Raw genomic sequence first — 26,406 nt, 5'->3', positions numbered from 1 at the left:
GACGATGAAAGACCTGGTAATGCCCATGACCGGCAGCAACGGCGATGTGAACGCATTGGAAGCCGCCATTGCGCTTGCGTCGAGCGAGGGCGCACACCTGTCCGTCCTGGTCGCCCTGAAGCTGCCCATCCCGGATCCCTCTCCGGTCGGAATGGCGCAGGACAATGCCGTCCTGCAACTCCACGACGAGCTCAGGAACCAGGCCGAACTGAAAGCGGCGCGGATCCGGACCCGGCTGGACGAACTCCCGATCTTTGCCTCGGCGCAGGTGGTCGAATCGCTGGTCACCGAGCCGCCGGACGCCATCGCGTCGCATGCCCGCAACGCGGACCTGGTGGTGATGACGTCGGCCAACGGCAACGCCCATTCATCCGCCGTCATCCATTCCTACTTCGCCACACTGGTCATGAAGACCGGACGGCCGGTCCTGATGGTTCCCCCTCGCCTACTGATCCAGCCCCCTTTCCGGCGCGTCGTCATCGCCTGGCAGCCAACACGCGAAGCGGCCCGGGCGCTCCACGATGCGATGCCGCTGCTGGCACAGGCCAAGGCCATCGACGTCGTCATGGTGGAGTCGAGCGAAAGCGACCCGGAACTGCTGCCGGACACCGCCATCGCCAGCCATCTCGCCCGACACGGACTCAAGGTCGACCTCGTCCGTCTGCAGCGACCCGCACGTCATGAAACGGTGGAGACGGTCCTGCTCAGGCATGCCGCCCGCGTCGACGCGCAGTTGCTGGTCGCAGGCGGCTACGGCCATTCGCGCTTCCGCGAATGGGCCCTGGGTGGCACGACCCGCGGCCTGCTGTCGGCCATGCAGATTCCGATCCTGTTCTCCCACTGATCCCGGATCGACACACGCGAAGATCCTGATGCCGCACCCCGCCCTACTCATTCCGGAGAACCCACCATGTTCAAGGACATCCTGCTTCCGGTCGCGTCGGAAGACATCCACGAGTCGGCCATGCGCCGGGCGTGCGCGCTTGCTGCGGCCGACGACGGCCACGTCATCGCACTGGTGACGGTCAGTCTCGTTTCGCGGGCGCCATCCGCGTGGGCGTATCCGCCTGACGGAATCTTCGATTCGATCGATGAAACCGTGGCCGCCACGGAGCAGCGACTCACGAAGGCCGTCCAGCAGCGGCTGGCCCGCGAATCCGTCGCCCATGAAGTCCGGTTGTCGAAGTCGCGCTGGCTCGCGCCCGGCGAGATCTCCGCTTTCCATGCGCACCATGCCGACCTGGCAGTGATGGGCGTCGAGCGTCCCCTGCAGCCCGTCCAGCGGGCGCTTTTTGGCGACCTCCTGATCGCATCGGGCCGGCCGCTGCTGATGGTCCCGGATAGCGATGAGGGCCGGGCGTTCAACCATGTCGTCATCGCCTGGAAGTCCTCGCGCGAGGCCGCGCGCGCCGTGCACGATGCCTTGCCGTTGTTGCGGCGGGCGTCTTCGGTCGACGTGCTGATGGTCGAACGCGGCGACGGCAAGCGCGGCAGCGGCAATGGCGATGCCGAACGCCTGGACGCCTGCCTGATCGGACACCTCGAGCGTCACGGCATATCCGCCAGCCTGGTCCGGCGCCCGCGCGCACTCGGCTTCACCGGCGAAGCCATCCTCGGCCATGCCCTCGAAAGCCGGGCCGACCTCATCGTAGCCGGTGGCTACAGCCGCTCGCGGGCATTGGAGCGCGTATTCGGGGGCGTGACCCGGCATCTGCTCGAACAATCACCGATACCGGTGCTGTTCTCGCACTAGGGCAACGTCGGGAACCTTCGGATCGTTACGCCGGCCTCGGGCGCACGCTCACTTCAGCGTCTGATTGCGGTGTGGAGCATCTCCTGTGCAACGGGCACGCGCTCTTCGTGCGTCACCGTCACCGGCTGTTACAAACGGTTACGCGAACCACATCGTCGTGTGGAGCCGGCGGGCTAGCTTGTACCTGCCATTGGAGCCAGGACTGCCGCCATGCTGGACACGACCCCCGCTGTTGCCACTCTTCCACCTGCCGCGATCCATCACGGTCGGCTGGCCGGAATCCCCGCCGGAGCCGCCACCGATCTCGAAGGGCTGCTGGCCGGGCTGGCACCACAGCGGCGACGCTTGGAAGCCCGTGAATATCTGTTCCGCGCCGGGCAACCTCGCCACTCGCTGTTCTTCATCCATGCCGGCTTCTTCAAGACCTGCATACTCAGCGAGGACGGCCGCGAGAAGATCACCGGCTTCCGCATGCGCGGCGAGCTGCTCGGCATCGACTCGCTCGACATGCCCTGCTACACCTGCGACGCGGTCGCGCTCGACTTCGGCGAGGTATGGGAGCTCCCGACTGCCCGCCTGCACACCGACCTGCCCGAGTTCCACGAGCGGTTGACCGCGCTGCTGGCCAGCGAAATCCGCCGCGACTGGAGCTGGATGCTGGCCCTGGCCACCCTGAATGCGGAGCAGCGGGTGATCACCTTCCTGCTCGACCTGGCCAGCCGGCTCGAACGGCTGGGCTTCAGTGCGCGCGACCTGTTGCTGCGCATGACCCGCGCCGAACTCGGCAATTTTCTCGCCCTGCAACTGGAAACGGTGACCCGGGCGCTGTCACGGCTGCAGGCACAGGGATTGATCGACGTGCAGCGGCGCGCCGTCCGCATCGACGACGCCGATGGCCTGAGAAGGTTGCTGATGGAACCACGCTGAGGCCGGGACGCGGCTCAGCTGTCAGCTGCGCACGCCGTCGAGACTGCGGCGCAGGGCCTCGGCCAGGTCCTCGCGCCGGTAGGGCTTGCGCAACAGCTCGAACGCCTCGGCACCCGCTTCGGCCGCAGCATCCGCGTGGCCCGAGGTCAGCAGCACGGCCAGCTCCGGCCGGCGCCGGCGCGCAGCTTCCGCGAGCGCCCGTCCGTTCATGCCGGGCCCAAGCATCACATCACTGAAAAGCAGCGAGATCTGCGGATCCCGCGCCAACTGCTCCAGCGCCTCGCCCGCATTGCCAACCGCCAGCACCCGGTAGCCGAGCGACCCCACGAATGCCGCCGCGATGTCGCGCACGGCCGGCTCGTCCTCCACCACCAGCACGGTCTCGCCTTCTCCCGCAACGGTGCCGGGCGCCAACGGAGAGGGATCCACCTCCCCCCCGGGGATCGCGGATGGCAGATACAGTTCCACCCGGGTACCGCGGCCGGGCCGACTGTCGAGCCGCATGCTGCCGCCACTCTGTTCGACGAAGCCGTAGACCATGCTCAGGCCGAGCCCGCTGCCCCGGCCGGTCGGCTTGGTCGTGTAAAACGGCTCCACCGCCCGGGCCAGCGTCTCGGCCGACATGCCGTGGCCGGTGTCGGCGACGGTGAACACGATGTGGTGGCCGGCTCCCGGCCCGGTCACGGCCTGCCCCGGGATACCCGCACGCTGCCCGGCCGAGATGGCTATCTCGCCGCCTTCCGGCATCGCGTCGCGCGCGTTCAGCGCCAGGTTGAGCAGCGCCACGTCGAGCTGGGTCGGATCGGCGTAAACGGATGGCAGTCCCTCGGCGCATTCGATCCGGACCCTGATGCCGTCGCCCAGGGTCCGGCGGAGCATGTCGTCGAGCTCGTGCAACAACCGCGCAGGTTCGATCGCGCACGGGTTCAGCTGCTGCCGTCGCGCGAATGCCAGCAGCTTGCCGGTAAGCTCGCTGCCCCGGCCCACCGCCCGCAGGGCAGTGCCGATGAACCGGGTCGCTTCGGCATCGCCTTCGCAATGCATTTCCAGCAGTTGCAGGTTGCCCGACATCACGGTGAGCAGATTGTTGAAATCGTGCGCGATTCCACCGGTCAGCTGGCCGATCGCATCCAGACGCTGGACATGCGCGAGCTGCTCCTCCGAACGCCGCCGCTGGACCAGCGCGGCCACGATGTTGGCAACCGACTGCAACAGGTGCAGCGCATCGTGGTCGAAGTGCCCGGCATCGCACGACCACGCCATCAGGGCCCCCATCGGCCGGCCGCGGTCGAGCAGCGGCACGATGACGCCGCTGCCCTTGTCCTCGACCAGCGGCAGCGCACCGGGATCGTCCGCCAGGTCTTCGATGATCATCGGCCGACCCTCGACGATCCGCCGCCAGGCCTCCCGATCCTCGCTGATTCCGGTCGCGGCCGGGCCCAGTCCCGCCGCCGCGCCGACCTCGATTCCCCCCTCACCGCGAAGGAACAGCACCGCTACCGTGTCCACGGCGAGGGTTTCGGCCAGCAGCGCCGGCAACCGGTCGATCACATACGGATCGTCGATCGAGGCCAGCGCCTGCTGCCCGATGCGTGCGACCAGGGCGTCGTAGCGCGCACGGACCAGCGCCTGCCGGGCACGCTGGGTCTCGGAGATGTCGCGGACCGAAGCCAGGTAGCGCAGGCCCTCGTCGCTCTCCAGGGGGCTCAGGGCGATCTCGACCGGGAACGGCTCACCACTCCTGCGTTGCCCGGTCAGGGTCATGCCGCTGCCGCCCATGGGCCGCATCCGCGGCGCCTGCATGTAGGCGTTCCGATGCGAGCGATGCCGCTGGCGCGAGGCCTCGGGCATCAGCGTCTCCACCGGCAGCCCCGTCAGCCCCCCGGACGGATACCCGAACAGCCGTTCGGCCTGCCGGTTGGCAAGCAGGATGCGGCCGTCCTGGTCGACGACCACCAGCGCGTCGGGCACCATTTCGAACAGTTGGGGGAACATGTGCGCCTCGCCGGAGCGTGTTCGGAAGAGCGTGCCTAGAAGAGCATACTCAGAAGGGCCTGACCGGGGCGGCCAGCAGGTATCCTGCCCCGCGCACCGACTTGATGAGTTGTGGCCGGGCCGGGTCGGTCTCGATCTTGCGTCGCAGCCGGCCGATCTGCACGTCGATCGCGCGGTCGTACGGACCGGCATCATGACCGTGCAGCACGTTCATCAGCTGGTCGCGCGTCAGCACCTGGCCGGCGCGCTGCAGCAGCGCAAGCAACAGGTCGAATTCGCCGCTGGTCAGCTCGGTCTCCCCGCCATCGGAGCGAGTCAGGCGGCGGGCCCGGGCATCCAGTCGCCAGCCATCGAACTCGAAGCCGGGGCTGTCGCCGCCCTCTCCGGAAGGCCGTGCACGCCGCAGCACGGAACGGATGCGGGCCAGCAGCTCGCGCAGGTCGAACGGCTTGCTCACGTAGTCGTCCGCACCCAGCTCCAGGCCGATGATCCGCTCCACCGGTTCGCCGCGGCCGCTGACGATGATCACCGGCCCCTGCCATTGCCGGCGCAGGTCGCGCATCAGGTCGAGTCCGTCCTCGTCCGGCAATCCCAGATCGAGCAGCACCAGGTCGAAATCCGCCTCGCGCACGGCCTCGCGCAGCTGCCGGCCATCGTGGGCGGTGCGCACCGAAAGGCCCTGACCATCGAGGTAGCGCGACAACAGCGCGCCGATCTCGACATCGTCGTCCACCACCAGCACGTGTGGCCGTGCTCGACTGTTTCGGACAGATGATGTTCCCGATGCATTCATGATCCGCGGCTCTCTGGCGCCTCGACGCATGGTAACTGCCTTTCCCGGCTCCGGAACCGCGGGGCCGGAACGGGTGACGAGCGCGGACAAGGACTAAAATGGTTCTTCCAGCTGCCGTTCCGGCCTCGCCAATGTCCATGCCCGCCATGAATTCCAAGCACCGCAAGCCGCTCCCCGGCACGAAACTCGACTGGTTCGACGCCCGCGAGGCGATCGAGGCCATCCAGCCTGGCGCCTGGGACGGGCTCCCCTACACCTCGCGCGTCCACGCCGAGAACCTGGTCCGCCGTGCCGACCCGGAGAAGCTCGACGCCTACCTGACCCAGCTGATCGAGCGCCGCCGCGACCTCGACTTCCCGTGGTTCCCGGCACGCGTGGTCTGCCACGACATCCTCGGCCAGACCGCGCTGGTCGACCTCGCCGGCCTGCGCGACGCGATCGCCGACAAGGGCGGCGACCCGGCCCAGGTCAACCCGGTGGTGCCGACCCAGCTGATCGTCGACCATTCGCTCGCGGTCGAGGCGCCCGGCTTCGACAAGGAAGCGTTCGCGAAGAACCGCGCGATCGAGGATCGCCGCAACGCCGACCGCTTCGACTTCATCAACTGGACCAAGCTGGCGTTCCGCAACGTCGACGTGATCCCGCCCGGCAACGGGATCATGCACCAGATCAACCTGGAGAAGATGTCGCCGGTGGTCTACGTGGATCAAGCCGATAACGGCCGCGGCGTGGCTTTCCCCGATACCTGCGTCGGCACCGACAGCCACACCCCGCACGTCGACGCGCTCGGCGTGATCGCGGTCGGTGTCGGCGGGCTTGAAGCCGAGAACGTGATGCTCGGCCGCGCCTCGTGGATGCGGCTGCCGGACATCGTCGGCGTCGAGCTTTCCGGCAAGCCGGCGCCCGGCATCACCGCGACCGATGTCGTGCTCGCGCTGACCGAATTCCTGCGCCAGCAGAAGGTCGTGGGTGCCTACCTCGAGTTCCGTGGCGAGGGCGCCGCGGCGCTGACCGTCGGCGACCGCGCGACGATCTCCAACATGGCGCCCGAGTACGGCGCCACCGCGGCGATGTTCTTCATCGACGGCAACACCCTCGACTACCTGCGCCTGACCGGCCGCGACGAGGACCAGATCGCCCTGGTCGAAACCTATGCGAAGGCCGCCGGCCTGTGGGCCGACAGCCTCGCCAACGCCGAGTACGAGCGCACCCTGCACTTCGACCTGTCCACGGTCACCCGCAACATGGCCGGCCCGTCCAACCCGCATCGCCGCCTGCCGACCTCGGCACTGGCCGAACGCGGCATCGCCGGCCATCTCGATGCAGCGCGCGGGGAAGAAGCCGAAGGCAGATTGCCGGATGGCGCGGTGATCATCGCCGCGATCACCAGCTGCACGAATACCAGCAACCCGCGCAACGTGGTCGCCGCCGGCCTGCTTGCGCGCAACGCGAATGCAAAAGGGCTGATTCGCAAGCCGTGGGTCAAGACCTCGCTCGCGCCCGGCTCCAAGGCGGTGCAGCTGTACCTGGAGGACGCCGACCTGTTGCCGGAGCTTGAACAGCTCGGCTTCGGCATCGTCGGCTTCGCCTGCACCACCTGCAACGGCATGAGCGGCGCGCTCGACCCGAAGATCCAGCAGGAAGTCGTCGAACGCGACCTGTACGCGGTCGCCGTGCTGTCGGGCAATCGCAACTTCGACGGCCGCATCCACCCCTTCGCCAAGCAGGCCTTCCTCGCCTCGCCGCCACTGGTGATCGCCTACGCCATCGCCGGCACGGTGCGCTTCGACATCGAGAAGGACGTGCTCGGCTTCGATGCCGACGGCAATCCGGTCACGTTGAAGGACATCTGGCCGAGCGACGAGGAAATCGATGCGGTCATCGCCAAACACGTCAAGCCCGAGTTCTTCCGCCAGGTCTACGAACCGATGTTCAAGGTCCGCGTCGAACACACCGGCAGCGGCAACATCAGCCCGCTGTACGACTGGCGCCCGCAGAGCACCTACATCCGCCGTCCGCCGTACTGGGAAGGCGCGCTGGCCGGCGAGCGAGCGCTCAAGGGCATGCGCCCTCTGGCGGTGCTCGGCGACAACATCACCACCGACCACCTGTCGCCGTCGAACGCGATCCAGCTGGCAAGCGCCGCCGGCGAATACCTGGCGAAGATGGGCCTGCCGGAGGAGGACTTCAATTCCTACGCGACCCACCGCGGCGATCACCTGACCGCACAGCGCGCGACCTTCGCCAACCCGAAACTGGTCAACGAGATGGCGGTGGTCGATGGCGAGATCAAACAGGGCTCGCTGGCACGGCTGGAACCGGAAGGAGAAGTCATGCGCATGTGGGAGGCGATCGAGACCTACATGGCGCGCAAGCAGCCGCTGATCATCATCGCCGGCGCCGACTACGGCCAGGGCAGCTCGCGCGACTGGGCAGCCAAGGGTGTGCGCCTCGCCGGCGTGGAAGCGATCGTCGCCGAGGGATTCGAGCGCATCCATCGCACCAACCTGATCGGCATGGGCGTGCTGCCGCTGGAATTCGAGGCCGGCACCACACGCAGGACGCTGGCCATCGACGGCACCGAGACCTTCGATGTCATCGGCGAGCGCACCCCGCGCGCGAGGCTGACCCTGGTCATCCATCGCAAGGACGGCGCGACGGTCGAGGTGCCGGTCACCTGCCGCCTCGACACCGCCGAGGAAGTCTCGATCTACGAAGCCGGCGGCGTGCTGCAGCGCTTCGCCCAGGACTTCCTCGAATCGTCGAAGGCGGCCTGACATGGCGCATGCACCGCAGCACCCCGCTCCACAGATGCGCATCCCCGCCACCTACATGCGCGGCGGCACCTCCAAGGGCGTGTTCTTCAACCTCGACGACCTGCCGGCCGCGGCGCAGGTCCCCGGCGAGGCGCGGGACGCGCTGCTGATGCGGGTCATCGGCTCGCCCGACCCCTACGGCAAGCACACCGACGGCATGGGCGGGGCGACCTCGAGCACCAGCAAGTGCGTGATCATTTCGAAGGCCTCGGTGCCTGACCACGATGTCGATTATCTCTACGGCCAGGTGTCGATCGACACCGCCTTCGTCGACTGGAGCGGCAACTGCGGCAACCTGTCGTCGGCGGTCGGACCGTTCGCGATCGCCAATGGCCTGGTCGATCCGGCGCGCGTACCCGAGAACGGCATCTGCACGGTGCGGATCTGGCAGGCGAACATCGGCAAGACCATCATCGCCCACGTGCCGGTCGTCAACGGCGAGGTGCAGGAAACCGGCGACTTCGAACTGGACGGGGTGACCTTTCCCGCTGCCGAGATCGTGCTGGAGTTCGTCGATCCTGCGGATGAGGGCGGCGGCGCGATGTTTCCAACCGGCAATCTCGTCGACACCCTCGACGTGCCGGGCGTGGGCGCGTTCCAGGCGACGATGATCAACGCCGGCATCCCGACGATCTTCCTCGATGCCGCGGAACTCGGCTACGACGGCACCGAACTGCAACCGGCGATCAACGAAGACCCGGCCGCGCTGGCCCGGTTCGAGGCGATCCGCGCGCACGGCGCGGTGCGCATGGGCCTGATCGACAGCATCGAACAGGCCGCGACCCGCCAGCACACGCCCAAGGTCGCCTTCGTCGCCCTGCCGCGCGACTACGTCGCTTCCAGCGGCAAGCGCATCGCCGCGGGCGACATCGACCTCAACGTCCGCGCCCTGTCGATGGGCAAGCTGCACCACGCGATGATGGGCACCGCCAGCGTCGCGATCGCCACTGCGGCCGCGGTCCCGGGCACGCTGGTGAACCTCGCCGCAGGCGGCGGCGAACGCCAGTCGGTGAACTTCGGCCATCCGTCCGGCACCCTGCGCGTCGGCGCCGAGGCGCGCCAGGTCGACGGCCGCTGGACCGTCACCAAGGCGATCATGAGCCGCAGCGCGCGGGTGCTGATGGAAGGCTTTGTGCGGGTGCCGGGCGACGTGTTCTGAAGCGTCTCTCCCCGCAATCCGTCATCCCGGCGAAAGCCGGGATCCATTGTCAGCAACAAACTGGATCCTGGCTTTCGCCGGGATGACGAGCAAAGGCCAGCTCAAAGATTTTCTACTCCACTGTCACCGACTTGGCCAGATTGCGTGGCTTGTCGACGTCGGTGCCGCGCGCGAGCGCGGTGTGGTAGGCCAGCAGCTGCACCGGGATGGTGTGCACGATGGGGCTGAGCACGCCGACGTGGCGCGGGGTGCGGATCACATGCACGCCTTCGGACTCGCCGAAGTTGCTGTCCTGGTCGGCGAACACGAACAACTCGCCGCCGCGCGCGCGCACTTCCTGCATGTTCGACTTCACCTTCTCCAGCAGGCGGTCGTTCGGCGCGATCACCACCACCGGCATCTCCGCGTCGACCAGGGCCAGCGGGCCGTGTTTGAGCTCACCGGCCGGATAGGCCTCGGCGTGGATGTATGAGATTTCCTTGAGCTTGAGCGCACCTTCCAGCGCGATCGGATAGTGCAGGCCTCGGCCGAGGAACAGCGCGTTGGGCTTGCCGGCGAAGCGCTCGGCCCAGGCCATGATCTGCGGCTCGAGGTTCAACGCATGCTGCACGCTGCCCGGCAGCTGGCGCAGCTGGTCGAGATGGCCCGCCTCTTCATCGGCGCTGAGCCGGCCACGCAGCTTGGCAAGCACGACAGCGAGCTGGAACAGGACCGCGAGCTGGGTGGTGAAGGCCTTGGTCGAGGCGACGCCGATCTCGGCGCCGGCCCGGGTGTAGCAGACCAGCTCGCTGGCGCGCGGGATCGCGCTCTCGGGGACGTTGCAGATCGACAGCGTGTGCTCGTGCCCCAGCGACTTGGCGTACTTGAGCGCCTCCATCGTGTCGAGGGTTTCGCCGGACTGGGAAATCGTCACCACCAGGTGCCTGGGATCGGCGTAGGCGTCGCGGTAACGGTATTCGCTGGCGATCTCGACGCTGCACGGCAGGCCGGCGATAGCCTCGATCCAGTAGCGCGCGGTCAGGCCGGCGTAGTAGCTGGTGCCACAGGCGAGGATCTGCACGCCTTCGATGCCCTTGAGCACCGCCTCGGCGTTCCTGCCGAACAGCTCCGGCACGAAGCCACCGTCGATCACCGCCTCGATGGTGTCGCCGATCGCGCGCGGCTGCTCGTGGATCTCCTTCTGCATGAAGTGGCGGTACGGACCCAGCTCGAGCGAGGCCAGCGACACGTCCGAGAGATGTTCATCGCGCGCGATCTCGTTGTCCTGCGGATCGAACACGCGCACTCCTGCACGGGTGATCTCGGCAGTGTCGCCCTCCTCCAGGAAGATCACCCGACGGGTGGCCTGGATGATCGCCGACACGTCCGAGGCGATGAAGTTCTCGCCTTCGCCGAGGCCGACCAGCAACGGACAGCCCATCCGCGCGCAGACCATGCGATGGGGTTCCTTGCGGCTGACCACCGCCAGCGCATAGGCACCTTCCAGTTCCTTGACCACCTGCTGTACGGCCGCCAGCAGGTCGGCGCCGTTTTTGAGGTGGTGGTGGATCAGGTGGGCGATGACCTCGGTATCGGTCTGCGACTCGAATTCATAGCCCAGCGCGCGCAGCTTCTCGCGCTGCTCGTCGTGGTTCTCGATGATGCCGTTGTGCACCAGCGCCACGCCGTGGCTGATGTGCGGATGGGCATTGGCCTCGGTGACCCCGCCATGGGTCGCCCAGCGGGTGTGGCCGATGCCGAGCGTGGCGTGGAAACCCTCCGCCTCGGCTGCCCCGGCCATCTCGGCGACGCGGCCGGTGCGGCGCACGCGGCTGACCTCGTTGCCATCGACGACGGCGATGCCGGCGGAGTCGTAGCCCCGGTACTCAAGCCGCTTCAGCCCCTCGATCAGGACCGGTACCACGTCGCGATCGGCGATCGCGCCAACGATTCCACACATTGCGTGTACGACTCCGAGCCAAAGAGACATTATACCCTCCCCATCCCAGCGAGCCGGACGTCCGCAAATGTACGGCCGGACACAGGCGCGAAAGAAAAAACTTATACGTCAAATACTTATTTGTGGCACGAAACATGCATTAGAGGTTCTGGAAGGATGCAGATCCAGGCAAGCTGTCGTCACTCCAGCGGAACCGGGTATCCACTGCTTCATTAAGCCATTTCGAGATGGCACCACTGGATTCCCGCTTTCGTGGAAACAACGAACAAGACTGAGCTGTTCAGAACCTTCCGTAGAAGCCCCCCTTACGCCCCCAAAACCCAACGCCATGTCGATTCGCGATACTTCAGCCCAAGACGTGCATACGTCTCCTCCGCGCTCACGGCGTCTATTGCGTCGCTGGCTGCTGCCGGGCGTGGTCAGTGCGCTTGTCCTTATCGGCCTAGCCTGGGTCGTTTTCGGGTGGAGCGGGGCGGCACGCTCCGTCGATGCCACACGCCTGCGCATCGCCGAGGTAACGCGCGGCGATCTCGTTCGTGACATCAGCGCCGAAGGACGGGTCATCGCCGCCAACAGCCCTACCCTTTACGCCGTAGCCAGTGGCACGGTGGCACTAAAGGTGGTGGCAGGCGATGTCGTGAAACAAGGCCAGATACTGGCCGAGATCGACAGCCCGGAACTGCGTAGCAAGTTGGCGCAGGAAGAGTCCACCCTCGCCAGCCTGCAGGCCGAAGCGGATCGAACGGCGCTCGATGCACGCATTGCACGCGCCGAAGCACGCAAACTAGTCGAGCAGGCACAGGTCGAACGCACCGCTGCAGAGCGGGAGCTGCAGCGCTCCCAGCGCGCCTACGAGGCTGGCGTGGTGGCCGAGGTCGATTTCGCCAAGGCAAAGGACGCCCTCAAGAAGGCGGACATCGGCCTCGCATCCACGCGCGAGGACGCCAATCTACAAGGCCAGGGTGCGAATCTGGATGCGCGCAACAAACAGCTGTTGGCCGAACGCCAACACGCCGTCGTTACCGAGACGCGGCGTCAAGTCGACGCGCTCAGTCTGCGTTCGCCGTTCAATGGACAAGTCGGACAAATCCAGGTCGCGCAGCACAGCAACGTCGTCGCCAGCGCTCCAGTACTGTCAGTGGTCGATCTGGCACTGTTCGAGGTGGAGATCAAAGTACCGGAGAGCTTCGCCCGCGACCTGGGTATCGGCATGCCCGCTGAGATCCGCAGCGGTACCGAACTGTTTCCGGCTGAAGTGTCGGCGGTATCCGCCGAGGTGGTCAACGGCGAAGTCGCCGCCCGGCTGCGCTTCAGCGACCGCCAGCCCCCCGGCCTGCGACAGAACCAGCGTCTTTCGGCACGCATCCTTCTCGACACCCAGCGCGATGTGCTGATGGTGGAACGCGGCCCCTTCGTGGAACAGGGAGGTGGCCAGTACGCTTATGTTATTGACGGAAACTTCACCGTCAAGCGCCCGATCAGCATCGGCCGCAGCAGCGTCAGCGCTGTCGAGATCATCTCCGGCCTGAAAGCAGGCGACCGCGTCGTCGTGTTCGGGAGCGAGGCTTTTCAGAACGAACCCAAAGTACGCGTCTTTGGCTTATGACTTCCCTGTGTACTCACCACCCCGGCGTCCCACCGTTCGGCACCGCGGCTGAACCGTCCGCCCCCACCTACACATACTCCAATCTGCCCGGAGCCACTTCATGCTGAAAATGACAGGAATCTCCCAGATCTACCGCACTTCGGCCATCGAGACGCATGCGTTGCGAGGGGTGGACCTGCATGTCAGGAAAGGCGAGTTCGTCGCCATCACCGGGCCTTCCGGGTCAGGCAAGACCACCCTGCTCAACATCGCCGGACTGCTGGAGAACTACACGTCTGGCACCTACCTCTTCGACGGCCAGGATGTCAGTGGATTGTCCGATGGCGCCATGAGTCGCCTGCGCAACCGGAAGATCGGTTTCATTTTCCAGAGCTTCAATCTTATCCCGGACCTCAACTTGTTCGACAACGTAGCTGTGCCCTTGCGCTATAGAGGCATGTCGACAGCCGAGCGGAACCGTCGCGTCGAGGAATCACTACATAGTGTAGGTCTGGGATCCCGCATGAAGCATTACCCGTCCGAGCTCTCGGGCGGACAGCAACAGCGCGTTGCCATTGCGCGTGCCCTGGCAGGCGATCCGCTCTTGATTCTTGCCGACGAGCCGACGGGAAACCTGGACACGAGCATGGCGCGAAGCATCATCGAGATGCTCGAAAACATCAATCAACGTGGCACAACCATCATCATGGTCACCCATGATCCCGATCTGGCGGCGCGCGCGGCACGCAACGTACATATCGTCGACGGTATCGCGAGCGACTTCGATATCGAAACACCGGGCACCTCATTCCAGATCGTGGCCCGTGCCGAAACCCAACTGGTTACCTGATAACGCAAGGACATGCCGATGTTCGGTTACTACCTCAGAATGGCATTGCACAGTTTCGGCAGGAACCGACTGCTCACGCTGCTCATGGTGATGGCGATTGCGCTTGGAATCGGCGCCTGCATGTCCACAGTCACCATTCTTTACATCCTTTCCAAGGATCCCATCCCGACCAAGAGCTCCACCCTTTTCTACCCGCAGCTTGACGCTGCAGGGATGACCGGATACGTACCTGGTTCACCTCCACACGGACAACTCACGCGACACGACGCCGAAGCTCTCCTAAGGCATGAAGGAGGCCGACACAAGGCATTGATGACCAGCGGCATGGTCGCCGTAAAACCCGATAACGATCGCCTGGTGCCATCGTTTCAGGAGGCTCGCTACACCACCTCCGACTTCTTCGCCCTCTTTGACATTGCATTCCTGGAAGGAGGCCCTTGGAGCCAGGAGCAGGATGAGGAGCGAGCCCGCATCGCAGTGATCTCGAAGGAACTGAGCGATCGCATATTTGGAGGCGGAGGCGGCCTCGGCAAAACCGTAACCGTCAATGACACTTCCTTCCGCATCATCGGCGTCATCGAGCACTGGCGGCCTGTTCCCCAGTTCTACGATATGTATGTGCGCGATCTGTCCCATCAGGATCATATATTCATCCCTTTCCACACGGCGATGTCGCTGCAACTCCCCAGGATGGGAACCACATATTGTTGGGGCAGTGATGTCGAGGATCCCACAGAACCAAACGCACCCTGCGCCTGGATACAGTTCTGGGTTCAGCTCGATACCCGAGATGAAGTGGAGTCGTATCGCGCTTACCTCATGAACTACTCCCAACAGCAGCGCGAAGCCGGCCGTTTCGCCAGGCCGGTCAACATCCGGCTTCGTGACGTCAACGAATGGCTGGAGTTCAACCAAGTCATCCCGAAGGATGTTTGGCTGCAAGCCTGGGTCGCAGCCGGGTTTCTTCTGGTATGCCTGATCAATACAGCTGGCCTGCTACTTGCCAAGTTCTTGCGACGAAGCCCGGAAATTGGGCTCCGCCGCGCACTTGGAGCCTCCCGCAAGAGCATCTTCGTTCAACATCTGACGGAAGCAGCAACAATCGGCCTGGCAGGCAGCATCCCCGGACTTGCCTTGGCGGCGTTCGGTTTGTGGGTAATTCGACAGCTTCCCGGTGATCACGTCCAGGTTGCTCACTTGGACCCGGTCATGACAGCCGTCACTGTTGCGTTCGCGCTGACCGCCTCCGTACTGGCCGGCCTGCTTCCGGCATGGTGGGCAAGTCGGGCGCGGCCCGCCATTCAACTCAAGTCACCGTAGCGGCAACCGCGCCACCCTCGAACCAGGAAGCCAGTCCCGCCATGTCATTCCATCATGCCCTGTCCCTTCTCCGTCGCAGGAAAGCGTCCTCTGCGATCATAATCCTCGAAATTGCCATCAGCTGCGCAATCCTTTGCAATGCGGCATATATCATCGGGCTCAGGCTAGAACGCGCCTCCATACCTAGCGGGGTCGCCGAGCGGGAAGTTGTCCGTATCCAGCCGGTAGACCTGAAGGAAATGGAGAATCCGGACCAGATTACCCGGGCAGATATCGCCGCGTTACGCGCCATTCCAGGCGTGAGATCTGCCTCACTGACAAGCTTTGTTCCATTCGGACAGGCCGATGACGCCGTCCCGCTCAGACGAACCCCGGACCAGCAGGCTCCCACTCTGCAAGCCACTGCGTTCATCGGCGACACAGGCATCGCCGAGACTTTGGGACTGCGTCTCATAGCCGGACGGCTTTTCGACGAGAGCGATACTGTCGACTGGCCGCAACACCAGGAAACGAAACCGAGTCCGGGTGTTGCGTTGCTCACCCGAAGCGTCGCCGAACAGATGTTTCCCGAAGGGGATGCTGTTGGCAGGATTTTCTACATCTGGAGCAGCGATCCGGTGCGGGTTGTTGGTGTAGTTGAACACCTCAAGCGTGGGTACGTCGAAGGGAACCCCGCACTCTACGAGAACTCCGTTTTGCTTCCAATCCGTACTTCCTATAGCCGAATCTTCGGAAACTATGTGCTGCGCGCCGACCCTGGCCTGCGCACGGAGATACTGGACTCCGCGGCAAGGGCACTCATGTCCATCAACGGAAACCGAGCGTTTTTCAGCATCGATACATTCGAAGATATTCGCGACGAGTACTTCCGGAAAGATCTCGCCATGGCCTGGCTTCTGACTTCGATATGTTCCGCGCTGCTTGCTATGACCGCGTTCGGCATTGTCGGGATTGTCAGCTTTTGGGTACAGCAACGATTCCGCGAAATCGGCATCCTGCGCTCACTTGGTGCTGCCCGTACCGACATCATGAAGATGTTCCTGCTCGAAAGCTTCCTCCTGACCACGATAGGAATCGCAGTTGGCATGCTGCTGGCTTATGCCATCAATATTCGCCTGATGGACTACTACGAAATCGCGAGAATGCCGATTCACATTCTTCCGCTGGGCGCGACCATTCTTTGGTTACTCGGGGTGACCGCGGCGCTATATCCAGCAACGCGAGCAGCAATGATTCCGCCAGCAACCGCTACTCGTCTCGCCTGAGACAGGCGAAACTGCGCCTGATGATCAGCCCTCCCTGAGCCATATCATTTGAAGCTGTAAAGTCCGTCAACCACGAGGACGGACATGAAGAAGAGTCGCCGAGCAGATCATCAGGTTCATCAAGCAGGCGGATGCCCGCATGGCGGTGGCCGCGCTGTGCCGCCAGCACGGCTTCAGCCCGGCCAGCTTCTACCAGTGGCGGGCCAAATACGGCGGCATGGGGTAAAACGCCAGCCCCGCAATGCAAGCGCGAGGCAATCGGGCGCATGTGCGAGCGTACGTCGATCAGCGAGCGCCGGGCTTGCCGCCTTGCGGGGCTGCCCCGCGATGCTTTCCGCCACGCGCCGGCGCCCACGCCGGCGACGCAGGCGCTGTCGGCCAAGCTGATCGAACTGGCGCAGGCGCGCCGCCGCTTCGGCAATCGCTGCCTGCACGACCTGCTGCGCCCGGAGTTTCCCGCCGTGAACCACAGGAAGATCTACCACCTGTATTGCGAGGCGAAGATGAGCGTGCGTCGGCGCAAGAAGGCCAAGTTCCCGGTGGCGCAGCGGCGGAAGCTGTAGCCGGCGCGCTACCCGAATGAGGTGATCAGCATGGATTTCGTCTTCGATCAGTTGGCCAACGGCCGCCGCACCAAGTGCCTGACCGCCGCCGCCGATTACACCCACGAGTGCGTGGACATCGCGGTTGATCACGGCATCAGTGGCGCCTATGTGATGCCCGTGCCGGAGCAGATCGTCTGCTTCCGCGGCTATCCCCGTGCCGGTGAGCACGGACAATGGCCCCGAATTCACCAGTCGCGCCTTCATCGCTTGGGCGCACTAGCATGGCGTCGAACACATCCTGATCAAGCCTGGCAAACCCATGCAGAACGGCTACATCGAGAGCTTCAACGGCAAGTTCCGCGAAGAGTGCCTCAACGAGCACTAGTTCACGTCGCTGGCGCAGGCTCGCGAGGTCATCGTCGATTGGCGACGCGGCTACAACGAGGTTCGTCCGCACAGCAGCTGCGGCCGGATCCCACCGGCGCAGTTCGCCGCCAACCATCGCGCGCAAACCGACAACAACGCAGTACCCTTCAACCGTGACTTTGTCAGTAATCACTGGGTCTGTCTTCTGGCGCCCCTCAGCCCCTCAGCCCCTCATGCTGCACCAGCTATCTTGTGTGATAGCGCGACCGGCCTATTGAAGGAAACACCTGACGGCTCATCAAAAGACGAGTTGTCTCCTGAAGCAAGCGCCTCCAGCAATTCCACAAGCCCACGATTTCCCGGATATTGAAGACTACGGAATGTCGTCAGCAATCGCCGTTCAAGCTCACACTGGGCATACAGATGGAACTCAATCTCGACAGGCATTACCTCGCTGTCCTCCGACAGCACCATCTGTCCCCTGCCAGTGGCAAGCCATTCGTATGATACGCCACAACAACATGCCAGCTTGGCCATGTTCTCGCTGGTCGGACGGGGCCCTCCCAATCGCTCCCATTGTGCCACTGCGCTTCTAACTACTCCCACCTGCTTGGCCAATCGGCATTGCGACAAGCCGGCTCGCCGCCGCGCCATCCTGATCCTATCCGCGATTTTCACGCATCACCTTCTTCCTTGACCCCGATTCTATGGAAATTCCCACATAGTCTGATGTCTTGCTGAAGCCCCATTCCCGGCATCAAAAAGCTGGGCTGAAAGTTCCCGCGATGTGCTCCGGTGCCGCATAACTTCTACACACAGCCAAGGTCACAGTCAAATGACACTTGAACTCAACTTGACGGATCGCACCTTGGTGGAGGGTGCTAGAAACTTCGTTTCCGCAACCTTTCCCTCTACGCCCTCGTCGAAATCCCGCAGAATTCCCGCTTCCAGCAAGGCTGCAAGCTTCCCGCCCCTGCTGACAAGCTCATCATATGAGCCTTCCTCGATCAATCGCCCTCCGTCAAGCACGGCGACCCTGTCCGAAATCCGGATCGAATTCAGGCGATGCGTCACTATGATCGTGGTTATTCCCTCTCTTTTTCCCCACTCGATCACAGATGCCAATATCTTGTTCTCTATCGCATAGTCAACTCCAGATGTCGCCTCGTCCAGCAGGAGGATCTTTGGCTTGCGCAGGAAGGCGCGAGCGAGTGCGATCCGTTGTCTTTGTCCTCCGCTGAGCTTGACACCGCGATCGCCAACCTCGGTATCGTATCCTTCGTCAAGCTTCGCAACGAAATCATGTGCCTGCGCGAACCTGGCCGCACGCTCAACTTCCTTATCGTTTGCCTCCAAGTTGCCGTAACGTATGTTCTCCCGCACCGACCCGCTGAACAAAAATACGTCCTGAGACACCAGAGTTACTCGTTCCCGCAACCAGGCCAGCGGATACTCTCGGATATCGACTCCATCGATTCGAATCTGCCCGGCATTCACATCATATAGCCGCAGCAAAAGATGCAGGAGCGAGGACTTCCCGCAACCACTGTTTCCGACGAGAGCGACAACACTGCCACCACCCACCGTCATTCTCAAACCATCAATCACCTTGATGCCATTTGAGGTGTAACCAAACCCGACATCATCGAACTCGACTATTCCCGAACATGTACTTGCAACATCCGGCCGGGCTTCATCCGAAATTTTCGGCTCAATATCCAGAAGATCGAATACCCGTGATGATGCGCCTGCCGCTTGATTCAAGTCTGCATAAAGCTGGGCGAATGAAGCAAAACATCCGCTGATGTTCTGGACGTAAAACAAGAATGCCACCAGCTCGCCCGCCGAGATCTGTTCTGCCAACACCTGCATGCCGCCGAACCAGAAGATGGCAACGACAGCAAGGGACGTCGATACCGCCACCAGGCCGCGAAACCATGCGTCAGTACGTACCAGCAAGGTTCGCTCCTTCTGAAGCGCCTTGAGCGCAGCCTCATATTTGGCAACCTCGAAGTCGCGGCGCGACATCGACTTTACCAGCGGAATTCCAGAGATCGCTTCATGCGCGATGGCGTTCGACTCCGCATTGCGCAATTGCGCCTGACGCGATATTTCCTGAAAGAAAGTTCCGAACCGACGGGATAGCACGGTGGTGACCGGAGCCAGCAAAGTCACGATAAGCGCCAGCTTCCAGTTCAGGTAGACCATCACACCGGCAGACCCAACCAGCATAAGCCCCTGATTCAGCAAGCTTACCCCCGTGTCCGTCACCGCATGTCGAATCGATGCAGTGTCGGAGGTAAGTCTTGCCGTCAAGTCTCCGGCACGCTGGGAATGAAAGAATGCGAGATCCAGCTTCAGCAGGTTGGAAAGCAGCTTCTTTCTCAAGTCAAGGACGAGATACTCGCCAGTGCTGTCCAGAAGATAGTTGCCGGAGAACCCTACCACCGCGCCAAGCACGAACAATCCGAGCACGCAGATGGAGAACACGTGCAACAGGCGCTCGTCTCCGCTTCCAACCGCGGTATCCACGACCGCAGCGATACCGATCGGATACACCAGCGAGAACATGGTTCCAAGCAGAACCAGAACCACGCCCACCGTGATTCGACGTGTGTATGGCCGCGCATAAGCCGCTATGCGCAGCATCTGCGCTGGAAAACTCTTGCGTTGAGGTCTGCTCGAAGATTCGGGGGCACTCACTTCGCGCCCCCCTTTGCAATGTGAGTCTTTCGCCTTGTCCTCACACACTCCTCCATCAAACCACGACCAACTCGTCACCAGCATGCGTACCAGTCACAGCAGCACGCTCCACCTGCTGATATGGACCTGCTTCCAGCAGGTGATCAAGCATCAGCAGACGAGGCCCTCCTGCGAACAAACGCTGTAGAAAGATTCCAATGCCAGCAGATCCCCGGCCGAAATCACAGCATATTCTGTAGTGATCGCTACCTGCGAATGCGACCCCATTCTTTCGCTCTATCCGGTGTGGGATCAGGGCCTCCGCCAGATGGAATGCTGCGTTCCTGTAGTTTTCTTCGCCGAGGAGCTGATGCATATCGAGCATGAATTCTCCGAATCCAGCGATCCCCTCTACCTGCCACATCTTGTTCGTAAACCTCGAGGCTCCCGCCGTATGCGCGCACCTCTCGGCTATGCGCAGGAAGCGTTCCTCACCGGTAGCCCGGTAGTGCCGCAGGCACGCGCTCCCCACGCCGCTGGCGCCGAACCACGTATGCGGAGACTTGGCTTCCCCCGGTCTGGCATCGACGCGCGGCTGCCACAGAAGCTCCCCTCCCGACTCGATGCTGTGCGCGATCTCGAAATCCAGCGCATCGGATGCGTACTGAAGATATCGCTGATCGCCGGCCGCTTTGCCAAGATAGCTCAGAAACAACGCCACCCCGCTCTGGCCTTCTCCAAGCCCCAACAGGATGTCGCTCTCCGTTCTCCAGCAAACGCCTTCGGGTGTTCGAATGGAGGTCTCGATCAATCGATCGCCCACTTCGATTGCCCGCTCCAGATGGATAGGCGCATCCGTGGAAAGCCATAGATGTAGGCAGGCCAGTCCCCACCCGGCCGAACCGTAGAACAGACCCGGGGCATCGTGGATGCTCTCAAGAGCATGAGATGCTGCCATCAGATCTTCGGCCCGCTCCGTTCGCCCAGCCTCCACCAGGACAACCGCAACCCCCGCCAGCCCGGACAGCAACCCAGGCGGACAGGTCTTGACGTTTGCCCGCCGCTCGATCCAGTCCAGGCAGGTCGGCCCGACCCTTCCCCGAGCACGCTGCAGAAAGATAACTGGGCCAGCCGCCCCATGCTGCAGATTGACCGGGTTGGTCACGAACGCCTCGGCAGCGGTCGGCCACATCCTGTCATCCCTGTCCTGTACCGTGCTGTGCTCGATGTATGCACCTATCCCCTGCAGCAGACCGTCGAGCGACTCGCGCAGAGACTCTGCTGGCGGAGCAAACGCTTGCAGCTTCGTTCCAACATGGAACATAGATTCCGTCATCGATGGCACCGGGAGGGCATTCAGCGCGTCCGCGGCATCTTCCAGATTCCAGCGCTCCCCTGGGTCGGAAGCGGTCAAGCCTGCGACGATATCGTAGAGCCCAGGCGGAAATTTCAGCTCCTCGATGTTCTGCCGCAGCTTCTCGTACAACCCTTGACGATTCAACTCGAATCCGGGCGCACTGTAGGTCAGCATGTCCAGCAGCAGCACCCCGAAGGCATAATGATCGTCTGCAGGAACAGGGGTCTTGTTTGATATCTGATCGGCAGCCGCATAGCCGGGAGTCCAGCCATGCACCCACGGACCCTCATCGTCAATCTCGTGCGAGAATTCGAAGTCGATGAACTTGATCCCGCCGTCCCGGGTCACTAGAACGTTGTTCCTTGTAACATCACGCAGAACCACACCGGCTCGATGCACGGCCGATAGACCGGTAGCGATTCCGATCATGATCTCGCGCAGCTCCGAGAACGCCTCTCCCGGCGGCTTCCCCTCGCGCTCGAAATAGAAGTTCATGGAATGACCCCAGAGTGACTCCCCATCCACCTTTTCGGTGACGAGGAACCAGTTCTTCCATTCCTTGAATACGTCCACGAAACGCGGAACATAACCGGTCTCGGACAGCCTTTTGACGATCCTCGCTTCCTTCATGATCGCATCCGAATCGTCCTGGGCGTTCAGATCGAGGATGCTCATCCCACCTCGCTCTTCACGAATGACGACTTCATCGCCCGTCAACTGATCAATCGCTTCGTACACGCCGCCTATGGCGTTGAACTTGAGAGCAGCCGTTACTCGATAACGATCCTTTAGCAGTACACCATCCTCGCCCGGACCTTCCTCATCTTCTTCCACACCGAATGGATCCGTGATTCCCGGCGGGAGCCTGAAACCCGGCGCCCTGGAATCCGAATGCCAGGAACCGTCGGCAAGTCGGAAGCCTGATTCCTTGTTTCCATAGCGGTTGAGTCTGAACTCTCCGACATGCTCTCCATAGCGATAAAAAATGACGTTGCTGTCGCGATAGGGCTTGTCGGTCAACACGTAAGGGCCAGTGAAACTCCTCGTGCGCCGGTGCAGCGCATCCAGAAGCGATCTCATATCTCCCGCGTCGCGCGGATAGATAGTAACGAACTTGCCCGCCTGCACGCGCGACGCGTTCTTGTTGAACGTCAGCCTCAGCAGCCAAGGGTCGGAACAGAATTTGAATGCCGTCCCACTCTGTTCAAGCACCTCGGAAACAATTTCCAGTATCGCGCGCGCATCCTTTGTGGTGCTAGACACGTGGATCTTCCAACCGTGTGATATCGCCCGGTAGTCCTCCGGCGTGCAATGAGTCCAGAACCCATCGACGACGAGCTTCCAACCGCTGACAAGGCGTTTCCTGACGATGTCCAGATAGTCCGCTTTCGGCGCGTATCGGCTGATCGGCTCGTAGTGATCCCTATCGAGCAGCGTATGCATCATAAAGGGGTGATCATCGAAGTTCATTTGCTCCACCTTGTCCGTATCCAGTTCCCCTGCAGAGTCGGTACATATCGGACTGCACTCCCGAAGCAGCCCTCGCCTCAGACTCCATAAATGATGAATGGGCGCATTCGCGCCCATTCATCGAACCGCATCATTTCGCTCATTCGCGAACTGATGCCGCAGATCAGTTCTCGAGTTCCTGCTGCTGCATATTCGAGCTGGCCGACGACTGGCAGCTGTGCTTGGACAAGCATGCATCCAGCTCGGAACCGTTGGTCTTCAGTTGCTGCAGGGCGAGTACGTTCTTCATGCCTTGATCTCCTTAGGTGGATTGATTTCGTTCGTTAAAGAACTTCATTTCACTACCGATGCTCGAGTTTCATCGGCCAGCTGAATCTGCTCTTCATGATTCACATCGTCAATTTGCCCCGCGTCACACACAAGGCGAAATGCATGCCCTCATGTTCAAGAGCGCTGACATAGATGCGAGTACCCACACCCCACGAGACAAGAAGACCCGAACATCACTGTCAACCTGCCTCTCACCGGAATCACCCCTAATAAGACCCTTCTGATTGCACTCTTCTTGTGCCCCTCAATGCGGGGCGCTCTACGTACAGAGCTCTACCTTTTATGATCTGCCTCACGTTCAAGGACAGCAGTACTACACAGGCATTGCCAATATTTACTAACGTGTCATTCTTTATAACAATTCATCTCGGATCCACTGATACGCCCCATGGCTGTCGCGCCATGAAGACCGTCGCCACCATCTAACAAACCAACGGGCGCCGACGTGCTCGTCTCCATGGGTGACTGTACGATGCCCGCCTGAACTCTCGAATCCTTCTTGTCTCGATGCCAACCATTCTCGTTATAGATGACAACCCATCGGTCGCGATCGCACTGGAGGTGCTCTTCTCGCTCCACGGCATCCAGACCCTGCATGCGGAGAGCCCCTCGGAAGGGCTGGACATCCTGTCCCGTGCGTCGCCGGACCTGGTGATCCAGGATATGAACTTCCACGCGGACACCACGTCAGGCCATGAAGGCGAGACGCTTTTCAACGAAATCCGTACACGGCACCCGGGAATACCCATTGTATTGCTGACCGCGTGGACGCGCCTCGAATCTGCAGTCGAATTGATCAAGGCAGGCGCAACCGACTACATTGCCAAACCGTGGGATGATCATAAATTGATGATCACGTTAGGGAATCTTCTGGAGCTTTCAGCGAACCGGAGAGAGCTCCAGCGGCGGATTGCACGCGAACAGCACGATCGGGACGCTCTGGAGCGAGACCATGATCTATGTGGCATGGTATGGGCCGATGCGGCGAGCGAGCGTGTGCTTGCCATGGCAGTTCAGGTGGCACGCTCGAAACTACCTGTACTTGTAACAGGGCCGAATGGTGCCGGAAAAGAAAAAATCGCCGAGATCATTCACGCCAACTCCACGGCTCATTCTGGCCCGTTCGTCGCGCTCAACTGTGGCGCGCTGCCTGCGGATTTGATCGAAGCGGAGCTGTTCGGCGCTGATGCTGGCGCCTACACCGGAGCAAGCAGGGCACGCGAAGGCAAGTTCGAAGCAGCGGATGGAGGCACAATATTCCTGGATGAGATCGCCAACTTGTCGCTGGAGGGGCAAGCCAAGTTGTTGCGCGTGCTCGAAACCGGTCGTTTCGAACGACTTGGCTCCAATCGCGAAAAGCAGGTGCACGTGCGTGTGCTTAGCGCAACCAATGCCAACCTGTCTCTCCTGATCGAACAAGGCCGCTTTCGCGAAGACCTTTACTATCGTCTGAATGCAATCGAACTCAGGCTGCCATCGCTGGCCGAACGACCCGACGACATTTTGCCGCTGGCTCGCCATTTTCTCCCTCCCGGCAAGCTTCTGCTACGCTCCGCCGAGCAGGCCCTACTGCGCCACCGATGGCCCGGCAACGTTCGCGAGCTACGCAACGTGATGCAACGAGCAGCCCTTCTTTCGCCAACATGCCAGATCGACGCCAACGCACTCGGGATGCCAGCGCTCGACAGTTCCTCCGTGATCGCGCGAGAGCCTGACCGTTCGCAGATCCAGGCCGCTCTTGAACGTGCAGGAGGCGTGCTTGCACAAGCAGCCACTGAACTCGGACTGTCGCGCCAAGCGTTGTACCGTCGCATGGACAAGCTAGGGCTGCGGCGCAACTGATGCCCGTATCCCGGCTGCCGCTTGAGCTGTCGCTGACCCTTCTTGCGGCGTGCTTCATGATGGCGGTAGCGATCCTGGCGGGTTGGCTGACATCTTGGCTGTCGCCATGGAACGCTGCCCTGGCTGCGACTGGACTGACGCTGCCTTTTTTTATCTGGCGAATCCGGCGGTGGCACGCTCCGGTCCGCGCCCTCCTTCGTGCCCTGGCTGGTGCGGTCACAGCCTATCGGGACGGCGATTACAGCTTCGGTATTCGCTGGGCAGGGCGCGGCGAACTCGCCGACCTGGTAGACGCCCACAATCGCCTCGGCGATGCGTTGCGCGAGCAGCGCAACGCCCTCGTGCAACGCGAACTGCTGCTCGACACAATGGTGCACAACACGCCGGTGGCAATGATCCTGGTTGATCCGGCACGGCGCGTCGTCCACGCAAATCTCGCCGCACGCAAGATGCTCGGCGACGGACATCAGCTCGAAGGCCACGCGTTCGAGGATCTGGTCGCCCTTGCACCCGACGCCATGCGTGAGACGCTCGACCGCGGCGGCGACGGCATGTTCACGGTCGGTGACGAGGACAACGAGGACATCTACCACCTCTCGCGCCGGCAGTTCCGCCTCAACGGTCGCCGCCACGAACTGGTCATGCTGCGGCTGCTGACCGCCGAACTGCGCCGGCAGGAAGTGCAGACCTGGAAGAAGGTGATCCGGGTCATCAGTCATGAACTCAACAACTCGCTGGCGCCGATCGCCTCACTCGCCCATTCCGGCAGTGAGTTGCTGCGCCGCGGCCAGCTCGAGCGACTGCCGAACGCGCTGGCGACGATCGAGGAACGCGCGCGTCACCTCGAAGGCTTCATCCGCGACTACGCCCGCTTCGCCAAGCTGCCGGCACCACGTACCCAGCCGGTGCGATGGTCGCGCTTCGTCTCGCAGCTGCGCGACCAGGTCGAGTTTGTCGCCGAAGGCGTGCCGGACAACGGCCATGCCCGCTTCGATGCGGCCCAGCTCGAGCAGTGCCTGCTCAATCTGCTCAAGAACGCGCACGAATCCGGCTCACCTCCGCAGGACGTGAAGCTGTCGCTGCGCCGCCTGCCCGATGGCTGGCGAATCGACGTGCTCGATCGCGGCAACGGCATGAACGAGGCGGTGCTCGCCAACGCCCTGCTGCCGTTCTACTCGACCAAGCGCAACGGCACCGGCCTCGGCCTGGCGCTCGCACGCGAAATCGCCGAGGCCCACGGCGGCCGCATCGCCCTGCTCAACCGCGAGGGTGGCGGGCTGTGCGTGAGCATGGTGCTGCCGGATGCCGAATAGAGAGCCGTAGCCTGGGTAAGCGGAGTGCACCCGGGACGTTCCGACTTGTTGAGAAGGTCCCCGGGTGCGACCTTCGGCCTTACCCGGGCTACCCGATGA

18 protein-coding genes and 1 pseudogene are annotated in these 26,406 nt (G+C 62.7%); 12 read left to right on the top strand and 7 right to left on the bottom strand.

Annotated elements, in window-relative coordinates:
* Positions 1 to 4 precede the first annotated feature (4 nt).
* The 3 genes from FKV23_RS02145 (at position 5) to FKV23_RS02135 (ending at position 2,680) form a co-directional block, all read left to right on the top strand.
* Complete coding sequence (locus tag FKV23_RS02145; protein WP_141622378.1) at positions 5 to 844, top strand: universal stress protein; 840 nt, start codon at positions 5 to 7, stop codon at positions 842 to 844.
* A 66-nt stretch (positions 845 to 910) separates the two neighbouring features.
* Positions 911 to 1,753, top strand: coding sequence for a universal stress protein (locus FKV23_RS02140; RefSeq protein ID WP_141622377.1), 843 nt, complete (start codon positions 911 to 913; stop codon positions 1,751 to 1,753).
* Positions 1,754 to 1,963: 210 nt separating this feature from the next.
* Positions 1,964 to 2,680: a Crp/Fnr family transcriptional regulator gene (locus FKV23_RS02135; protein WP_141622376.1), complete on the top strand. Its 717-nt coding sequence runs from the start codon at positions 1,964 to 1,966 to the stop codon at positions 2,678 to 2,680.
* A 21-nt stretch (positions 2,681 to 2,701) separates the two neighbouring features.
* On the opposite strand, the gene FKV23_RS02130 is transcribed toward FKV23_RS02135, so the two are convergent.
* The gene (locus FKV23_RS02130) at positions 2,702 to 4,675 is read right to left on the bottom strand and encodes a PAS domain S-box protein (protein WP_141622375.1); all 1,974 of its coding nucleotides are present in this window, start codon (positions 4,673 to 4,675) and stop codon (positions 2,702 to 2,704) included.
* A gap of 49 nt (positions 4,676 to 4,724) precedes the next feature.
* Positions 4,725 to 5,417, bottom strand: coding sequence for a response regulator (locus FKV23_RS02125; protein WP_244244073.1), 693 nt, complete (start codon positions 5,415 to 5,417; stop codon positions 4,725 to 4,727).
* 197 nt (positions 5,418 to 5,614) lie between these two features.
* Between FKV23_RS02125 and acnD the strand changes: the two genes are divergently transcribed.
* Positions 5,615 to 8,245: a Fe/S-dependent 2-methylisocitrate dehydratase AcnD gene (gene acnD / locus FKV23_RS02120; RefSeq protein WP_141622373.1), complete on the top strand. Its 2,631-nt coding sequence runs from the start codon at positions 5,615 to 5,617 to the stop codon at positions 8,243 to 8,245.
* Position 8,246: 1 nt separating this feature from the next.
* The gene (prpF, locus tag FKV23_RS02115; protein WP_141622372.1) at positions 8,247 to 9,443 is read left to right on the top strand and encodes a 2-methylaconitate cis-trans isomerase PrpF; all 1,197 of its coding nucleotides are present in this window, start codon (positions 8,247 to 8,249) and stop codon (positions 9,441 to 9,443) included.
* Between the two features lie 112 nt (positions 9,444 to 9,555).
* On the opposite strand, the gene glmS is transcribed toward prpF, so the two are convergent.
* The gene (gene glmS / locus FKV23_RS02110) at positions 9,556 to 11,382 is read right to left on the bottom strand and encodes a glutamine--fructose-6-phosphate transaminase (isomerizing) (RefSeq protein WP_141622371.1); all 1,827 of its coding nucleotides are present in this window, start codon (positions 11,380 to 11,382) and stop codon (positions 9,556 to 9,558) included.
* A gap of 328 nt (positions 11,383 to 11,710) precedes the next feature.
* On the opposite strand from glmS, the gene FKV23_RS02105 reads away from it, so the two are divergent.
* From FKV23_RS02105 to FKV23_RS02085, 5 genes and pseudogenes are all read left to right on the top strand, one after another.
* Positions 11,711 to 12,988, top strand: a complete 1,278-nt coding sequence (locus FKV23_RS02105; protein WP_141622370.1) for an efflux RND transporter periplasmic adaptor subunit — start codon at positions 11,711 to 11,713, stop codon at positions 12,986 to 12,988.
* Between the two features lie 100 nt (positions 12,989 to 13,088).
* Positions 13,089 to 13,817 carry an ABC transporter ATP-binding protein gene (locus FKV23_RS02100; RefSeq protein WP_141622369.1) on the top strand — a complete coding sequence of 243 codons (729 nt, stop codon included), beginning with the start codon at positions 13,089 to 13,091 and terminating at the stop codon, positions 13,815 to 13,817.
* Positions 13,818 to 13,835: 18 nt separating this feature from the next.
* Positions 13,836 to 15,137, top strand: coding sequence for an ABC transporter permease (locus FKV23_RS02095; protein ID WP_141622368.1), 1,302 nt, complete (start codon positions 13,836 to 13,838; stop codon positions 15,135 to 15,137).
* Positions 15,089 to 16,402 carry an ABC transporter permease gene (locus FKV23_RS02090; protein ID WP_141622367.1) on the top strand — a complete coding sequence of 438 codons (1,314 nt, stop codon included), beginning with the start codon at positions 15,089 to 15,091 and terminating at the stop codon, positions 16,400 to 16,402. The genes FKV23_RS02095 and FKV23_RS02090 overlap by 49 nt, the downstream gene beginning before the upstream one ends.
* Positions 16,403 to 16,541: 139 nt before the next feature.
* Positions 16,542 to 17,485: pseudogene (locus FKV23_RS02085) on the top strand (IS3 family transposase); the annotation flags it as partial.
* A 59-nt stretch (positions 17,486 to 17,544) separates the two neighbouring features.
* Here the strand turns inward: FKV23_RS02085 and FKV23_RS02080 are convergent.
* The 4 genes from FKV23_RS02080 to FKV23_RS17645 form a co-directional block, all read right to left on the bottom strand.
* A complete protein-coding gene (locus FKV23_RS02080) occupies positions 17,545 to 17,991 on the bottom strand; it encodes a helix-turn-helix domain-containing protein (protein WP_141622366.1) in 447 nt (148 codons plus the stop codon).
* A gap of 153 nt (positions 17,992 to 18,144) precedes the next feature.
* Positions 18,145 to 20,100: an ABC transporter ATP-binding protein gene (locus FKV23_RS02075; protein ID WP_141622365.1), complete on the bottom strand. Its 1,956-nt coding sequence runs from the start codon at positions 20,098 to 20,100 to the stop codon at positions 18,145 to 18,147.
* The gene (gene lanKC, locus FKV23_RS02070) at positions 20,072 to 22,822 is read right to left on the bottom strand and encodes a class III lanthionine synthetase LanKC (protein ID WP_167284895.1); all 2,751 of its coding nucleotides are present in this window, start codon (positions 22,820 to 22,822) and stop codon (positions 20,072 to 20,074) included. The genes FKV23_RS02075 and lanKC overlap by 29 nt, the downstream gene beginning before the upstream one ends.
* Positions 22,823 to 22,985: 163 nt before the next feature.
* A complete protein-coding gene (locus tag FKV23_RS17645) occupies positions 22,986 to 23,111 on the bottom strand; it encodes a hypothetical protein (protein ID WP_279633028.1) in 126 nt (41 codons plus the stop codon).
* Positions 23,112 to 23,659: 548 nt separating this feature from the next.
* On the opposite strand from FKV23_RS17645, the gene FKV23_RS02065 reads away from it, so the two are divergent.
* Together FKV23_RS02065 and FKV23_RS02060 are read left to right on the top strand one after the other, a co-directional pair.
* Positions 23,660 to 24,994, top strand: coding sequence for a sigma-54-dependent transcriptional regulator (locus FKV23_RS02065; protein WP_141622363.1), 1,335 nt, complete (start codon positions 23,660 to 23,662; stop codon positions 24,992 to 24,994).
* A complete protein-coding gene (locus FKV23_RS02060) occupies positions 24,994 to 26,307 on the top strand; it encodes a sensor histidine kinase (RefSeq protein WP_341867570.1) in 1,314 nt (437 codons plus the stop codon). The genes FKV23_RS02065 and FKV23_RS02060 overlap by 1 nt, the downstream gene beginning before the upstream one ends.
* Positions 26,308 to 26,406: the final 99 nt, after the last annotated feature.

It is taken from the genome of Lysobacter alkalisoli, assembly GCF_006547045.1.
GTDB lineage: Bacteria > Pseudomonadota > Gammaproteobacteria > Xanthomonadales > Xanthomonadaceae > Marilutibacter > Marilutibacter alkalisoli.
The sequence above is the reverse complement of the archived record's forward strand: the minus strand, read 5'-3'. Positions and strand labels throughout refer to the sequence as shown.

Excerpts from the sequence above, each read along its gene's own strand:
- FKV23_RS02130 (WP_141622375.1), bottom strand. The coding sequence starts at position 4,675 with ATGTTCCCCCAACTGTTCGAAATGGTGCCCGACGCGCTGGTGGTCGTC.
- FKV23_RS02090 (WP_141622367.1), top strand. The coding sequence starts at position 15,089 with ATGGTGGGCAAGTCGGGCGCGGCCCGCCATTCAACTCAAGTCACCGTA.
- FKV23_RS02145 (WP_141622378.1), top strand. The coding sequence starts at position 5 with ATGAAAGACCTGGTAATGCCCATGACCGGCAGCAACGGCGATGTGAAC.
- FKV23_RS02060 (WP_341867570.1), top strand. The coding sequence starts at position 24,994 with ATGCCCGTATCCCGGCTGCCGCTTGAGCTGTCGCTGACCCTTCTTGCG.
- FKV23_RS02105 (WP_141622370.1), top strand. The coding sequence starts at position 11,711 with ATGTCGATTCGCGATACTTCAGCCCAAGACGTGCATACGTCTCCTCCG.
- FKV23_RS02140 (WP_141622377.1), top strand. The coding sequence starts at position 911 with ATGTTCAAGGACATCCTGCTTCCGGTCGCGTCGGAAGACATCCACGAG.
- FKV23_RS02135 (WP_141622376.1), top strand. The coding sequence starts at position 1,964 with ATGCTGGACACGACCCCCGCTGTTGCCACTCTTCCACCTGCCGCGATC.
- glmS (WP_141622371.1), bottom strand. The coding sequence starts at position 11,382 with ATGTGTGGAATCGTTGGCGCGATCGCCGATCGCGACGTGGTACCGGTC.
- lanKC (WP_167284895.1), bottom strand. The coding sequence starts at position 22,822 with ATGAACTTCGATGATCACCCCTTTATGATGCATACGCTGCTCGATAGG.
- FKV23_RS17645 (WP_279633028.1), bottom strand. The coding sequence starts at position 23,111 with ATGAAGAACGTACTCGCCCTGCAGCAACTGAAGACCAACGGTTCCGAG.
- FKV23_RS02075 (WP_141622365.1), bottom strand. The coding sequence starts at position 20,100 with ATGCTGGTGACGAGTTGGTCGTGGTTTGATGGAGGAGTGTGTGAGGAC.
- FKV23_RS02095 (WP_141622368.1), top strand. The coding sequence starts at position 13,836 with ATGTTCGGTTACTACCTCAGAATGGCATTGCACAGTTTCGGCAGGAAC.
- FKV23_RS02100 (WP_141622369.1), top strand. The coding sequence starts at position 13,089 with ATGCTGAAAATGACAGGAATCTCCCAGATCTACCGCACTTCGGCCATC.
- acnD (WP_141622373.1), top strand. The coding sequence starts at position 5,615 with ATGAATTCCAAGCACCGCAAGCCGCTCCCCGGCACGAAACTCGACTGG.
- prpF (WP_141622372.1), top strand. The coding sequence starts at position 8,247 with ATGGCGCATGCACCGCAGCACCCCGCTCCACAGATGCGCATCCCCGCC.
- FKV23_RS02065 (WP_141622363.1), top strand. The coding sequence starts at position 23,660 with ATGCCAACCATTCTCGTTATAGATGACAACCCATCGGTCGCGATCGCA.